Origin of the sequence: Oceaniserpentilla sp. 4NH20-0058 (genome assembly GCF_040371755.1) — a bacterium.
GTDB lineage: Bacteria > Pseudomonadota > Gammaproteobacteria > Pseudomonadales > Oceanobacteraceae > Bermanella.
The window spans coordinates 111,921-125,374 of record NZ_BAABWE010000011.1 but is presented as its reverse complement, the minus strand read 5'-3'; the positions used below and the strand labels follow the sequence as shown (position 1 = coordinate 125,374).

At 41.8% G+C, this 13,454-nt stretch carries 15 protein-coding genes; 7 read left to right on the top strand and 8 right to left on the bottom strand.

The genetic code is table 11. From position 1 onward, the window contains the following. The first annotated feature begins 8 nt into the window (after window positions 1–8). Entirely contained in the window at window positions 9–629 is a 621-nt protein-coding gene (gene cobO / locus ABWV45_RS14315; protein ID WP_353352398.1) for a cob(I)yrinic acid a,c-diamide adenosyltransferase, read from the top strand. Window positions 630–1,026: 397 nt separating this feature from the next. On the opposite strand, the gene ABWV45_RS14310 is transcribed toward cobO, so the two are convergent. Both ABWV45_RS14310 and serA read right to left on the bottom strand, forming a co-directional pair. Beyond that, a complete protein-coding gene (locus tag ABWV45_RS14310; RefSeq protein WP_353352397.1) occupies window positions 1,027–1,482 on the bottom strand; it encodes a hypothetical protein in 456 nt (151 codons plus the stop codon). Window positions 1,483–1,658: 176 nt separating this feature from the next. Then, the gene (gene serA / locus ABWV45_RS14305) at window positions 1,659–2,888 is read right to left on the bottom strand and encodes a phosphoglycerate dehydrogenase (RefSeq protein WP_353352396.1); all 1,230 of its coding nucleotides are present in this window, start codon (window positions 2,886–2,888) and stop codon (window positions 1,659–1,661) included. Between the two features lie 232 nt (window positions 2,889–3,120). On the opposite strand from serA, the gene ABWV45_RS14300 reads away from it, so the two are divergent. Then, entirely contained in the window at window positions 3,121–4,515 is a 1,395-nt protein-coding gene (locus ABWV45_RS14300) for a D-2-hydroxyglutarate dehydrogenase (protein WP_353352395.1), read from the top strand. Window positions 4,516–4,886: 371 nt separating this feature from the next. Next, complete coding sequence (locus tag ABWV45_RS14295; protein WP_502914685.1) at window positions 4,887–5,171, top strand: transposase; 285 nt, start codon at window positions 4,887–4,889, stop codon at window positions 5,169–5,171. A 100-nt stretch (window positions 5,172–5,271) separates the two neighbouring features. On the opposite strand, the gene ABWV45_RS14290 is transcribed toward ABWV45_RS14295, so the two are convergent. Genes ABWV45_RS14290 through ABWV45_RS14280 form a run of 3 tightly spaced genes read right to left on the bottom strand, consistent with a single transcriptional unit; the run spans window position 5,272 to window position 7,645 of the window. Then, the gene (locus ABWV45_RS14290; protein WP_353352393.1) at window positions 5,272–5,973 is read right to left on the bottom strand and encodes a PepSY domain-containing protein; all 702 of its coding nucleotides are present in this window, start codon (window positions 5,971–5,973) and stop codon (window positions 5,272–5,274) included. Further along, window positions 5,973–6,476: an FMN-binding protein gene (locus tag ABWV45_RS14285; protein WP_353352392.1), complete on the bottom strand. Its 504-nt coding sequence runs from the start codon at window positions 6,474–6,476 to the stop codon at window positions 5,973–5,975. Before ABWV45_RS14285 ends, ABWV45_RS14290 begins: the two co-directional genes overlap by 1 nt. 59 nt (window positions 6,477–6,535) lie before the next feature. Next, window positions 6,536–7,645, bottom strand: a complete 1,110-nt coding sequence (locus ABWV45_RS14280; RefSeq protein WP_353352391.1) for a porin — start codon at window positions 7,643–7,645, stop codon at window positions 6,536–6,538. Between the two features lie 287 nt (window positions 7,646–7,932). Here ABWV45_RS14280 and ABWV45_RS14275 point away from each other — a divergent pair, with 287 nt between their 5' ends. From ABWV45_RS14275 to ABWV45_RS14265, 3 genes are read left to right on the top strand one after another with little or no spacing between them, the layout of a single operon-like run. Next, entirely contained in the window at window positions 7,933–8,379 is a 447-nt protein-coding gene (locus ABWV45_RS14275; protein WP_353352390.1) for an acyl-CoA thioesterase, read from the top strand. Window positions 8,380–8,395: 16 nt separating this feature from the next. After that, window positions 8,396–9,055, top strand: a complete 660-nt coding sequence (locus tag ABWV45_RS14270) for a fumarylacetoacetate hydrolase family protein (protein WP_353352389.1) — start codon at window positions 8,396–8,398, stop codon at window positions 9,053–9,055. A 2-nt stretch (window positions 9,056–9,057) separates the two neighbouring features. Beyond that, window positions 9,058–9,249, top strand: coding sequence for a hypothetical protein (locus tag ABWV45_RS14265; protein WP_353352388.1), 192 nt, complete (start codon window positions 9,058–9,060; stop codon window positions 9,247–9,249). 78 nt (window positions 9,250–9,327) lie between these two features. Here ABWV45_RS14265 and nspC read toward each other — a convergent pair whose 3' ends face one another. From nspC to ABWV45_RS14250, 3 genes are all read right to left on the bottom strand, one after another. Continuing rightward, window positions 9,328–10,518, bottom strand: coding sequence for a carboxynorspermidine decarboxylase (gene nspC / locus ABWV45_RS14260; protein ID WP_353352387.1), 1,191 nt, complete (start codon window positions 10,516–10,518; stop codon window positions 9,328–9,330). Window positions 10,519–10,620: 102 nt separating this feature from the next. Continuing rightward, on the bottom strand, window positions 10,621–11,832 hold the full coding sequence (locus ABWV45_RS14255) for a saccharopine dehydrogenase family protein (RefSeq protein WP_353352413.1): 1,212 nt from the start codon (window positions 11,830–11,832) through the stop codon (window positions 10,621–10,623). 615 nt (window positions 11,833–12,447) lie between these two features. After that, a complete protein-coding gene (locus ABWV45_RS14250; RefSeq protein ID WP_353352386.1) occupies window positions 12,448–12,867 on the bottom strand; it encodes an FMN-binding negative transcriptional regulator in 420 nt (139 codons plus the stop codon). A 23-nt stretch (window positions 12,868–12,890) separates the two neighbouring features. On the opposite strand from ABWV45_RS14250, the gene ABWV45_RS14245 reads away from it, so the two are divergent. Beyond that, on the top strand, window positions 12,891–13,406 hold the full coding sequence (locus tag ABWV45_RS14245; RefSeq protein ID WP_353352385.1) for a hypothetical protein: 516 nt from the start codon (window positions 12,891–12,893) through the stop codon (window positions 13,404–13,406). The last annotated feature ends 48 nt before the right edge of the window (window positions 13,407–13,454 follow it).

Genomic DNA, 13,454 nt, shown 5'->3' with positions numbered 1-13,454 from the left:
TACTGAGTATGACAACTCAAGACGAAAAACATAAACAAAAAATGAAAAAGCAAAAAGAGAAGGTAGACGCCAATATTGCCAAAGCCGACATTGAGCGTGGCGTAGTGATTGTGCTTACGGGTAACGGTAAAGGCAAAAGCAGCTCAGGTTTTGGCATGGTACTTCGTGCATTGGGTTATGATCATAAAGTGGGCGTCGTTCAATTTATTAAAGGGGCACAGCTAAGCGGTGAGGAAATTTTCTTAAAAGAAAAAGCGTCATTGCTGCCAAATTTTGAACCTGAAGATTTTTACCAAATGGGCACAGGTTTCACTTGGAATACTCAAGATCGCTCAGGTGATATTAAAGCCGCCGAAGATACATGGGCCGTGGCTGAAAAAATGCTACAGGACGACAAATATAATTTGGTGTTACTGGATGAACTCACCTACATGATTGCCTATAAATATTTAGATGAAGAGCGCATCTTAAATGCCATTAAAAACCGCCCAGTGGAGCAAAGTGTGATTGTCACAGGCCGTGGTGGCGGTTCGGCGTTGCAAGAATTGGCGGATACGGTTTCAGAAGTGAAAGACGTTAAACATGCGTATAAATCGGGAATCAAAGCTCGTATTGGAGTCGATTTCTAGCTAGTTGCGTTGGAAATACTGCGTTAAAAGAAAAATTCAGAAAGTCATTTATAAAACATAAACTCCTTTTCTGAATTTTTCTTTTGCCTTGTCTTTTCTGCCTCACTGACGCTAGAAAATATTTAGAATCGCATTTTTTCATAGCTTTTTCGATATCGACTAAATAGTGTAATCTAAAATGGCATATCAGTGGGAGGGCTCTTGCGCGCGATTTAATATTCAAAAACTTATCGCGCTTATACCACAAAGGACACGTTGACCACCCTCTCACAACTGTTTGGCACGAGCGTAACCCATCATGTAATTGATGGGTTACAATTTCGCTGCGCTCAATCTAACCCATGCTACAAATGAAAGGCATAACAAACCGCAGGTGTTGTCACATGTGTTTTTTGTTTCATAAGCATGTGCCACTTGTTGGGCATAAGCGAACTGTGTGTAATGCCAAATTCTCTGCCCCACATGATGAATCCAGTTCTAGGCTATGTTGGTTTGATACATGGGTGTGATAACCCGTAGCACTAACAGTAAAGCTATATTCAATCTGAATTGCATTTACTGAAAAGTAAGACTGGTAGTTATAGGTTAAATTATTTTCTGTTTCGTTTTGGTTTACTTGCGTATATGGTGCATTAATCATTTCTTGCGTGCTAACCATTCCTTCTCCAGTGGCTGTGTATTCGACAACGGCATTGGAGATTTCTGCATTAGTTGATGAATCGAAGACCTCTACTACTAACTTAGGACTAGAGTAACCGGCACATGTGTTTATTCCCTCTTTGCCGGAAGGATCGTTGTCTGATCCGCAACCTGTTAAAACGTAAAGACAGGTAAGTAATGCAAGTTTTTTCATTGTGACGTTCCTTATCAATGTTCAAATTATTGTATATGCCTGAATTAAACATGTGAATAATTCATAAGTATTATCTTGAAATCGTAAAAAACCGCAGGCCTTTCGGCATGCGGTTTTTATTTTAGCGAAACAAGAAACGGAGACTTTAGAGCATCTCCCATCCAACGTTTCCCGTATCAGAAAAGAATACGTGCGCGAATAGTACCTTCTACTTCTAACACTTTTTCAAGGGCCAGTTCACCGGCGGAAGCGTCTACATCTACAACCACATAACCGATGTCGGCTGTTGTTTGTAAGAACTGACCAAGAATGTTGATGTTGTTCTCAGCAAAGATGGTGTTAATTTTGTTTAACACACCCGGTACGTTTTCGTGGATGTGAAGAATACGGTGGAAGTTACCATGCTGTGGAAGTGAAACTTGCGGGAAGTTCACCGCAGATAAAGTAGCACCAGTATCAGAATAGGTGGCCAGTTTCTCGCCCACTTCTTTACCAATGTTGGCTTGGGCTTCTTGAGTTGAACCACCGATATGGGGAGTTAGAATCACGTTATCTAAGCCACGTAACTCAGACATGAATTCGTCGTCGTTACCTTTTGGCTCTTTCGGGAATACATCAACGGCAGCGCCACCAATGTGGCCGCTTTTAAGGGCGTCAGCCAGTGCTGGAATATCCACAACCGTGCCACGTGCAGCATTGATGAATAGACCGCCTTTTTTCATTTTGGCGAATTCTTCAGCGCCCATCATGTCTTTTGTATCGCCCGTTTCAGGTACGTGTAAAGATACGATGTCAGACATGGCTAATAGCTCATCCATGGTTTCTACTTGCGTCGCATTACCTAAAGGCAGTTTGGTCACGACGTCATAAAAGTAAACCTTCATGCCTAGACCTTCAGCCAATACAGATAGCTGAGTACCAATGCTACCGTAACCGACGATGCCAAGGTTCTTGCCACGGATTTCGTAGCTGCCTTCAGCAGACTTGATCCAGCCCCCACGATGACAAGCGGCGTTTTTCTCTGGGATGCCACGAAGCATCAAGATAGCTTCACCTAACACAAGCTCTGCAACAGAACGTGTATTTGAGTAAGGGGCGTTAAATACCGGAATACCACGCTTAGCCGCAGCTTCAAGGTTTACTTGGTTTGTACCAATACAGAAGCAACCCACAGCAATTAGCTTTTCAGCGGCGGCAAATACGTCTTCCGTTAGCTGGGTGCGCGAGCGAATACCGACAAAGTGTGCGTCTTTGATTTTCTCTTTTAGGGCATCACCGGTTAACGCCGTTTTAACGTATTCGATGTTGCTGTAACCCGCAGATGTTAGGGTATCTAGAGCCGTTTGGTGAACGCCTTCTAATAACAGAATGCGGATTTTGCTTTTATCTAAAGATGTATCTGTCATGGTATGAGCCTTAATTAACGGTAAAGCGTTTTGCTGGCCTGATAATGGTCTTATGGGGCGCGAAGCCTTGCCAGTATGGGTCATGAAAACATGAGTCTAAATTTAGGCGCATATGGTATCATAATCCCCTTTGAAAGAAGCCCCAGCGGCAGCGAAATGTATGCAACAACAGTTGCAAATGGCTCATATAGCCACTCAAGCCGCTTTTGAGATTGTAATTTAGGGTACTCACATGAGCCAAACCACCGTAATTAGTCGTCTTCAAGCCATTTTAGGCGAAGATAAAGTAAAGACCGATGCCGATAGTCTGGAGACTTTTGGTAAAGATTGGACCAAAATCTACGCCCCCAAACCTCTGGCCATTGCCTTTCCTAAGACCACAGAACAAGTGGCTGACATCGTAAAAGCGGCTAATGAGCTGGATTTTGCCATTGTACCATCTGGTGGCCGTACGGGTTTAAGTGCGGGTGCTGTTGCTGCTAATGGCGAAGTGGTGGTTGCCCTTGATTATATGAACACCATGAGTGACTTTAACCTCACTGACCGTACCGTACGCTGTGGTGCGGGCGTGATTACCGAGCAGTTACAAGATTTTGCAGAAGAACAAGGTCTGTATTACCCAGTGGATTTTGCATCAGCAGGTTCCAGCCAAATTGGCGGTAATATTGGTACCAACGCAGGCGGTATTAAAGTCATCAAATACGGCATGACCCGTGACTGGGTGGCGGGTATGAAAGTCGTGACCGGTAAAGGTGACATTCTTGAGCTAAACAAAGACCTAGTTAAAAACAACACAGGTTATGACTTACGTCAGCTATTCATCGGCGGTGAAGGTACTTTAGGTATCGTGACGGAAGCGACCATGCGCCTAACCCGTAGCCCTAAAAATCTGAATGTTCTGGTATTGGGTGTACCAGAGTTAGACGCCATCATGAATGTTCTACATGCCTATCAAGGTCGTATGGACTTAACCGCGTTTGAGTTCTTTTCGCATAAAGCCATGAGCAAAGTCATCGCCCGTGGTGACGTACCTGCTCCATTTGAAAGCGAAGCTGAATATTATGCTCTGATCGAATTTGAAGCCCTTAGCGATGCAGATATGGACGTTGCTATGGAGTTGTTCGAGCATTGTATGGAGGAAGGCTGGGTATTAGACGGTGTGATCTCGCAAAGTGAAACACAAGCGAAAAACCTATGGCGCTTACGTGAAGATATTTCAGAAACCATTGCTGAATGGACCCCGTATAAAAACGACATCTCCGTTGTGGTATCCAAAGTACCGCCTTTCTTGAATGAAATTGAGCAAGTCGTAAATAAAGAATACCCAGACTTTGAAATCATCTGGTTTGGTCACATTGGTGATGGCAACTTACACTTAAACATTCTAAAACCAGATGCGTTAGCCAAAGAAGAATTCTTTGAAAAATGCGCCAAGGTAAGTACATGGGTATTTGAGATTGTTGAAAAATACCAAGGCTCGGTATCAGCGGAACACGGTGTTGGCATGACCAAAAAACCGTATTTGCAATATACCCGTAGTGCGGTTGAAATTGATTACATGCGGGCTATGAAGCAGGTGTTTGATCCGAAGAATGTGATGAACCCTGGCAAAATCATTGATTTATAACGGCCTAACTTGCTCTGGCATTGTTAAGTGATTTTCTCGAAATCCTCATTTAGTCCACTAAACTGCGGTTTCTCAAAAATCACTTGCCTAGCCAGAGTGTCGTTATTCTCGTTCTAAATATCTATACCTTGTTTGTGCTAACGTTGTTGAAGTCTTTGTTCAAAATCCTCAAGTGCTAAAGCACGTTCCGGTTCTTCACAAAGACTTCGCCTAGTTATCATTTCACCGCATACGCTACAGAATTTGTTGTTTTTCAGGATATTTTAATCGCGCGATAAGACGAAATAAAAATCGTAAGATCAAGGATGATCTATGAAACCAGTTAAGGGTCAAGTGCATTTGAGCAAAGGCCGACTTCTTACCCTAATTACATTTACCATGTGACCTTTTCTACGCTTCAACGCCAACCTGTTTTTCTCGACTTCCACAGTGCTAGCTTATTAAGGCGAATCTTAAAAACAAGTGATGAGAATAATCACAGCCAAACATATGCTTTTTGTACCATGCCAGATCACGTACATTGGCTGTTTAAGTTAATCGACGGTGATTTATCACAGGCCGTTGCTAGGGTTAAAGGCCTGTATTCACAAAAAAGTAAAAGTAGAGTTTGGCAGAGAGGTTATTTGATCATGCGATTCGTAAAGAGGAAGGTTTAATAGAAGTAGCACGATATATCATTGCAAATCCAATTAGAGCGAATCTAGTGAGTAAGATTGGTTATTACTTTCATTGGGATTCGTCATTTTTCTGATACGTTCAATACTTCTGCCGGCTAAACCAAATCCAAAAACCAGAAAGCGCCAATAGCATTAAAATAATCGCTGCTGCATCCACAATGTAAATACCCATCGAGCCAAAAAAGCGGCCACTGTGAATATCTTGTATGACTTTTTGCCAAGTAATGGTGTGATTTTTTGTTTGAATATTTTCAAGTGGCGCCACTTTATTTAGTACCGAAGGAGCATCCGTAGGCTCGCCTAATTGCATAGTTAAATCATCAAACCCATGCCAAGTATTTAAGTTTTTTATAAGAAGCTGGCCATTTAATGCACCAATATTAGAAATGTCATGACCTAGTAAAACGGTTTCAATACTTTCAATTAACTGGCCGTTTTGTAAAAACAGCAATTGGCTAGCGCACAAAACCCAAAGTTGCTGATCAATGATGGCGGCATTAATTAATGGCGGCGCACAATTTAGCAATGGCAGCTCATTTAAAAAGACCTGTTGCGTAGTTTGATACAACAGTTGACCGTTAAGTTGAATGCCCCTGTGTTGCTCTTGTGGGTAAGGCCATAACCAAAAGCCCGATTGGGGATACTGCTTGGCTAAAGCAAGGCCGCCAGTGTGGTTAAGTAAAATACCCGTGAAGCTGACGATTAACACGATAATAGCGGCTGCTAAACCTAAGCGACGATGCCAGCGGTGTAAAAAAAATCGGAGTTTGCGTTTAAACATTAAGGTTGGCTAATCTGCTGATGTAAATAAAGCGCCAGTTTAGCAATTTTTGTCATAGAACGTACAGAATAGGTAGCACCGGATATGCCATCAATATTCTGGTTAAGTTCGCCGTCATTGGTGAGTTTGCCACCAAAGAATTGTTTTCTAAAGCCAAGGTTTTTAATTTCATCCCCGCGACTTTCACGAAAGGCCAGTACTTCAAAGGCTTTAATCCCTTGCGAGTCCACCACAATACCATAGGTAATGGGCAGTTCTTTACCGATTTCATTCAGTACAAAGCCTGCTTTTTGAGTATTTTGCCAATAACGGATACGGACACCCGCATAAGGGTGACTTAGAATTTCATGTATAGCAGCTTGTTGGGTTTTATTTAGCCAAAGGGATTTGGCTTCGCTGGAATTAAACTGGTGTTGTTGTAAAAACTGAGCTGAAGATGCTTGAGCAACGCCATTACTCGCTAAGAGACAGATAGCTAAGTAAAGATAGATGAACTTAAGCATTTTCAACTCCATAAAAAAGCAACGTAAAAGACGTTGCTGTTTTTATATAATACTGCAAATTAGAAGCTATAACCCACACCAAGGTTCAGAGTGTCGGTAGTGGTGTCGCTAGCTGTGTCGTCTTTTTGATTGTAGTCAAGCTTCAATACAACGGTTTCCGCTAACCAGTAATTGGCACCAAATGCAGTTTCGTTTACCTCAGTGTCTGCGCTGTTACCAGCTAGATTGTCGTAGCTTGAATAACGGGCAAATACACCTAGGTCTTTAGTTACTTTATAAGCAGGCTCTAAGTAGAAACCAGATTGCTTCTCAGCGCCGTCTTTAAAGGTGGCAAGTTTATCATCAAAGCTCCATTGGGCGTATAGCGCACGTAGAGATAGGTCACCTTGTTCAACCACAGCGTGAGCTTCTATTAATTGGCCTTCAATACTTGCTACCCCTTGAGTCACATCTTCTTGGTACTGGAAGGTGGCTCCTAGACTGATACCGGCGGCTGGTTTGTAGTTTACACGAGCGGTTACCGCTAGATCATTAGCTTCTGCTTTAGCTACTTTTTGACGGCCTTTACGAGGTGTAGATTTGCCGCCAACAACATCAATATTTAAACCTGAATGCAGTGCTACATCATAAGATAGCGTTTCGCCTTTAATAGTTAAAGCAGCACCACCTTCCCACCACGTGGATGGTACGATGTTTTTCTCAACATTGTTGCGCTCAACACCGTAGAAGGTATCTGGTTCGTGAGTTTCGTTCAAAATACCCACTGGTATTAGGAATAAACCGGCTTTGGCGCTTAGAGAGTCATTAATGTCTTTTTCAATGAAAGCTTGTTCGATTTCAACTTCACCGGGCTTACCATCACCAGCTAGCGAGTGCTCAACTTCAAATTCAGAGAAAAAACGAGTGGTGCTGTTTAGTTCTTTACCGATGAAAAGTACAAAGCGGTGTAGGTCGATGGCGTTGTCGCCGCCTTGTTCATTGTTGTAATGTAATTCACCGTAACCACCGATGCTAACGGCTGAACCAGCTGCTGTATTTTCAACCGCATCTGCAGTGGCTTCAAGCTGAGCGCGCAGTTGATCAATTTGTTGCTGTAATTCATCGTTGCTTGGTGCCGCTAGGGCAACGCTAGAGGCTAATAGGGAAACTAAACCTAAAGTCTTTTTCATAGTCAGGGCCTTTTCTTTCGGTTGTTTTCTTAATGGCGGGCATTTTAACGTAATATTGGGAAATTAAAAGATATTAATAGTGATTATCGTTTAGACTTTGATCTAGGTTTGAAATAGGTCGCTAATTAACCTATAAAAGGCCTGTTTGGTTGTTTAATCATCAGATCTTCTTGTGGTGACTAATATTCAAACAAGCTTGATCGGCTTATTCAAAATTCAAACGTAAATTTACGGTAAATTAATGGTAAAATACCGCCACCACTCAGCCTTATGCGATTGAGAAACCTATGACCCGTCGTACCATAGATTTACCAGAAACCTTCCACCTTAATTTTGATTACACAGTGGTTTACAGCGATATTAATGCTTCAAGCCATTTGGCGGCTGACCGCATTATGCCTATCACCTTAGAAGCCCAGTTTAAGTTTATTAAAAGCTTAGGTTACACTGACGCTACGGTATTTGAAGATGCGGGTTTGATCATGGTGCATTCTGAAACGCAATATATGTCAGAGTCTTTCCATGATGATGAGCTAAGTGTGGACATGGCCATTGAAACACTGGAAGGCAAGCAAATGGTGTTTGGTTTTTTGATCAAAAACAAACGTACAGGGAAAGAGACCGCTCGCTTACGTTCTACCCTGTTATTTTTTGATTATGAAACACAAAAAGTAATTAATGCCCCTGAAAACTTCACTAAAAAAGTGAATGAAACCTACGGCACACAATTTTAATAGTTAAGGTTTAGTTATGTACCAACACACCAATATTGAAAATCAAAATATTCCTTTGCCTCTGGGTAAGGTAGTGTGTGTTGGCCGAAATTATGCCGAACACGCCAAAGAACTTGGCAATGAAGTACCGGACGCCCCCATTTTATTCATTAAACCTGCTACAGCAGTGGTGAGTTTAGAACATGGATTCGCGATTCCACAGCATAAGGGTAATGTGCATCACGAGGCTGAAATTGCGTTGTTAATCAGCCAAGATGCGAGTCAAATTTTAGCTGAAAATGCTTGGAGTCATGTTAGTCATGTGTCGGTTGCTTTAGATTTAACCTTGCGTGATGTGCAAAGCAAACTCAAAGAAAAATCCCACCCATGGGAAATTGCAAAAGCCTTTGATGGTGCTTGCCCATTAGGTAAATGGGTGCACAAAGATGCCATTTCTGATTTAAATAATATTGCTATTGAGCTTTATAAAAACGGCGAGCAAAAACAAAAAGGGGATAGCACACAAATGATCACGCCAATTCCTGAATTGATTGCCTATATGAGCAATATTTTCACCCTTAAAGCAGGTGATGTGATTTTAACGGGAACCCCTGCAGGTGTGGGGCCGTTAGAAAACGGTGATGGGTTGCTGGCTAAGTTAGATGGACAATATGAATTCCCATCAAAGGTAATTTGAATATGGAACTATTAAACTGGTTTAAAAAATCCATCAAATGGTGGATAGGTCTCTCCTTAATTATTTTAGGCACTGTTGTCATGCGCCAAGTTGGAAGTGTACCTTACGCCCAAGAAGTAGGGGGTGCTATGGTGTTTCTTGGTTTAGCCATGGTGTTATTTTTTGGTATGCGTGCCACACCACCAAAAGAATAATAGCGGCCGTTGGTTAATACAAAAAAGCCCCGTTCATTGATGTTAAATTCAGCGGGGCTTTTTTACTGCTGAGATCATTTAAGACAAACGCATTTTAAAATCGTCGTAACTAAATGTACGTACAATTTTAAGTACATTGGTCTGACTGTTCCAAGTGGCTATGGCTGGTAGATGAGTACCGTTAAAGGTGCTGGTTTTCACCATGGTGTAATGAGCCATGTCTTCAAACACAAGACGCTGGCCTATTTCTAAAGGTTCATCAAAACTGTAATCGTTAATCACATCACCGGCTAAACAGGTTAGCCCTCCTAAACGGTAGGTATGGGCTTTTTCATTGGCCTCGCCACTGTTTGTAATGTCAGGACGATAGGGCATTTCTAAGGTGTCTGGCATATGGCACGTCGCCGAGGTGTCTAGGATGGCTTGCGCTAATTGATTAAAACCAATGTCTAATACTTCAGCTACTAACACACCTGTGCCTATGGCCACGGCTTCACCGGGTTCTAAATAGACTTCTACTTGATACTTATTTTTAATAGTTTTAATGCATTCAACCAGTTCATCAATTTGATAATCCGGTGCGGTAATGTGATGCCCCCCACCAAAGTTTAACCATGTCAGAGTAGGTAACCATTTAGCGAACTTTTCTTCCACAACGTTTAAAGTGCGCTCAAGGGGTAAAAAATCTTGCTCGCATAAGGTATGAAAGTGAAAGCCAGAGATTAATTTGAAGGCTCGTTGTGTTTCGCTTTGTTCTAAAGCTTTTACTAATTGAGAGTATGTGGTGCCTAAACGAGAACCCTTGGCACAGGGGTCGTAAATTTCCACGTCACCTTCGCTGTGCTCTGGATTAATACGCAAACCAAATTGTAAGTCGTTACGTGTTTTTAACGCCGCTTCACATAGCGGGGCAAAGCGCACCAACTGACTAGGGGTGTTGAATACAATGTGGTTAGCAAAGGTCAGCAGCTCTTTAAAATCACTCTCGGTAAAGGCGGCTGAAAAAACATGCACTTCGCCACCATAATATTCTTTGCCTAATAGGGCTTCATGTAAACCACTGGAGCAGGTTCCAGATAAATACTTTGTAGTTAAGGGGGCCAGAGAAAACATAGAGAATGCTTTAAGTGCGTGTAATACTTTGGCGCCGCTGCGGGTTTGTACGTCGTTTAAAATTTTTAAATTACGTTCAACCGCTACTTCGTCAACCACAAAACAAGGAGAAGGCACACGGTTTAAATCCAGTTTTGAAAAATCAGTAAATTGCATGGATTTTTCTCTGAGTAGACAAACAATAAAATGTAAGATGGGTTAGCGCGTGTCACAAGGAGCGTAACCCATCAGTTTTTTTTGAAGGATATGTAATTGAAATTACTGATCTAAGTTAAATTCATCTAATTCGATCACGTTCCAAGGAAGGCCATATTGGTTCATGGCTTCCATGAATGGGTCAGGATTAAACTGTTCGATATTAAACACACCAGGCTCTAACCATTTATCTTCCACCATCATTTTGGCTCCAATCATGGCAGGCACACCTGTGGTGTAAGAAATAGCTTGGGACTTTACTTCTTCCCAACAGGATTCGTGGTTACAAATTTGATAGCAGTAAACAATCTTTTCTTTGCCATCTTTTATGCCACGTACTACAGTGCCGATGCAGGTATTGCCTTTGGTGCGTGGTCCTAATGAAGATGGGTCAGGTAATAGTTTGGCAAGGAACTGGATAGGCACAATTTGCTGGCCTTCAAACTCAACTGCTTCGATACCAGTCATACCCACGTTGCCCAATACCTCTAAATGTTTTAGATAGTTATCAGAGAAACTCATCCAGAACTGAGCACGTTTTAGGGTTGGAAAGTGTTTAGAAAGACTCTCCAGTTCTTCATGATACATGCGGTAGATGTCATATTCCCCAACATTGTCAGGGCAGGTAAACCGAGCTTTTTTACTCATGGCATCGGTAGTCACAAACTCGCCGTCTTCCCAATGACGACATTCTGCTGTTACTTCACGAATGTTGATTTCTGGGTTGAAGTTGGTTGCAAATGGGTAGCCGTGATCACCGCCGTTTACATCTATGATGTCTAGATAGTGAATTTCATCAAAATAATGCTTAGCCACATATGCGGTGAATACATTGGTTGCGCCGGGATCAAATCCACTTCCTAGCAGTGCGGTTAAGCCTGCTTGCTTGAATTTATCTTGATATGCCCATTGCCAGCTGTATTCAAACTTAGCGGTATCTAAAGGCTCGTAGTTGGCGGTATCCATGTAGTGAACCCCTGCTTCTAAGCAAGCATCCATAATGGTTAAGTCTTGATAAGGCAGCGCTACGTTAATCACAAGTTTTGGTTGTTCGGTTTTTAACAATGCTGCAAGCTCGGGTACATTGTCGGCATCCACTTGAGTGGTGCGGATAGAGGTTCCTGTTTTTTCTTTAACGCCTTGGGCAATGGCAATACATTTACTTTCAGTACGGCTTGCTAAAATAATATCGGTAAATACATTTGAAAGTTGTGCACATTTTTGTGCTACTACGTTACCGACACCGCCGGCACCAATGATCATTACTTTGCTCATCATGTCTCTCTGTTGGAAAAGCTAGTTACCTTATAGGCTCAAAGCCATTACCTTAAATTTGCAGGATGCAAACATATTGTAAATTATAGTGATATGCTGGTTTAGCGTTAGACATTGACAGTATAGACTGGTTTAACCAAGCTTTTGAAAGCGCTGTAATAACGGATGTGAATTTATGGCTCACACAAACACAGAAGGGTTGTTATCCCTGATAAGTCAGCCTTATGGGGGAACAATAATAAGAGCAAGTACAACCTGCTAATCTTTCTCGATGCTGTGGTAATTGTCAGCGCTGTTAACATGCTTATGCGCTTTCTGACATAGAGAAAACGCCTGAGCTAAACTTGCATAAATCCTCTTCAGGAGTCACTAATTTGATCGCATTTTAGGCTCTGACTTTCAAAATACAAGGTTTTTTTATGCAATATGCATCAATTAATGATCACTGAAATGGTGTGGTAAATTCGATGAGGTGGCGTTTCGAGTTATTATTCGGGTTTGTGTGTTATTGCTAAATAAACAACAAAGGTGATTTATCTGGTTTAAGCACCTTTGTTGTAAATTAACAGCGTGTCCTTGCTTGCATTAAACCGCCAAGAACGAGCTGTGATTCAATTACTCAGGGAATACTTCTAAAGTTAGATAAAGGGTGGACTGCTCAATACTAATCAACTCTTTATTGCTAGGAACGCTTACCTCGCCATAGGCATGCACCGCAGCATAATTCCAACTGGGAGCCACCTTGCCGTGCGTCTTACTGGCAGGGTGTAAGTCTGGTGAGACATAACCGTGAGGGCCAGTAAACATAACTAACGCATTTGGATTGCCCATGGCTATCTCCCAAGCTGGGTTGCGTATGGCCACATGACAACGTAATAACCCCAGCTCGCTGCCGTCATCCACCCATTCAAATGGCAAATGGTTTGCCTCCATGCCTTGTTCGCCAGTAACAATTAATGCAGCAAAACTATGATCTAGCATAAATTTTTTTAGGGTTTCAGGCTTGGTTTCGGCGAGGGGCTTTTGGATATACATGGGGCGTCCTTGCTTGTATTCGATTGTTTATTTTAGATGAGGCACAATACAAAGCATGGAACGCAGGGGACAAGGTGGTAGGTACGGTGTTTAAGAAAATAGTCATTGTAATTGGGATGATTCTCTCTCTGCTTTTTGGTTTTGCATTTCACCTAGCAGGTGGTTCGCTCGTTATTAAAGAAGTTCTCAAGCATCAACCTAAAGAGAATTTAGATTTTAGTTTTTCTAGTTGTGACGAAGAAAACAAATATCGAAAGGATCAGGTTTTAAGTGCAATAAGAACAGATAATAAAATTGTTATTAAAGCAGGAGTAGCTCCAAATTGTGGTACGATTTGGATGCTTGGTGATTATGAAATACATCAGAATAAACTTATTCTAAAGTATCGTCCTATTCTGGGGAGTTTTTTAGCGTGTAAGTGCTCTCATGAAGTGGAGTATGTGATTGATGAGTTTCCGCTTAATCGCTATGAGATTGAGATTAAAGATCAAGAAGAACTCTATAATGATATTTCTTGGTTTTATGATTTGATTTATTAAAAATTTAAACTGAAAAACTTAAAGTTTTTTTTAGAAGCCTATCGGATA

Bases quoted from the DNA above. Each gene is read 5' to 3' on its own strand.
- cobO (WP_353352398.1), top strand. From the start codon at position 9: ATGACAACTCAAGACGAAAAACATAAACAAAAAATGAAAAAGCAAAAA.
- ABWV45_RS14310 (WP_353352397.1), bottom strand. From the start codon at position 1,482: ATGAAAAAACTTGCATTACTTACCTGTCTTTACGTTTTAACAGGTTGC.
- serA (WP_353352396.1), bottom strand. From the start codon at position 2,888: ATGACAGATACATCTTTAGATAAAAGCAAAATCCGCATTCTGTTATTA.
- ABWV45_RS14300 (WP_353352395.1), top strand. From the start codon at position 3,121: ATGAGCCAAACCACCGTAATTAGTCGTCTTCAAGCCATTTTAGGCGAA.
- ABWV45_RS14290 (WP_353352393.1), bottom strand. From the start codon at position 5,973: ATGTTTAAACGCAAACTCCGATTTTTTTTACACCGCTGGCATCGTCGC.
- ABWV45_RS14285 (WP_353352392.1), bottom strand. From the start codon at position 6,476: ATGCTTAAGTTCATCTATCTTTACTTAGCTATCTGTCTCTTAGCGAGT.
- ABWV45_RS14280 (WP_353352391.1), bottom strand. From the start codon at position 7,645: ATGAAAAAGACTTTAGGTTTAGTTTCCCTATTAGCCTCTAGCGTTGCC.
- ABWV45_RS14275 (WP_353352390.1), top strand. From the start codon at position 7,933: ATGACCCGTCGTACCATAGATTTACCAGAAACCTTCCACCTTAATTTT.
- ABWV45_RS14270 (WP_353352389.1), top strand. From the start codon at position 8,396: ATGTACCAACACACCAATATTGAAAATCAAAATATTCCTTTGCCTCTG.
- ABWV45_RS14265 (WP_353352388.1), top strand. From the start codon at position 9,058: ATGGAACTATTAAACTGGTTTAAAAAATCCATCAAATGGTGGATAGGT.
- nspC (WP_353352387.1), bottom strand. From the start codon at position 10,518: ATGCAATTTACTGATTTTTCAAAACTGGATTTAAACCGTGTGCCTTCT.
- ABWV45_RS14255 (WP_353352413.1), bottom strand. From the start codon at position 11,832: ATGAGCAAAGTAATGATCATTGGTGCCGGCGGTGTCGGTAACGTAGTA.
- ABWV45_RS14250 (WP_353352386.1), bottom strand. From the start codon at position 12,867: ATGTATATCCAAAAGCCCCTCGCCGAAACCAAGCCTGAAACCCTAAAA.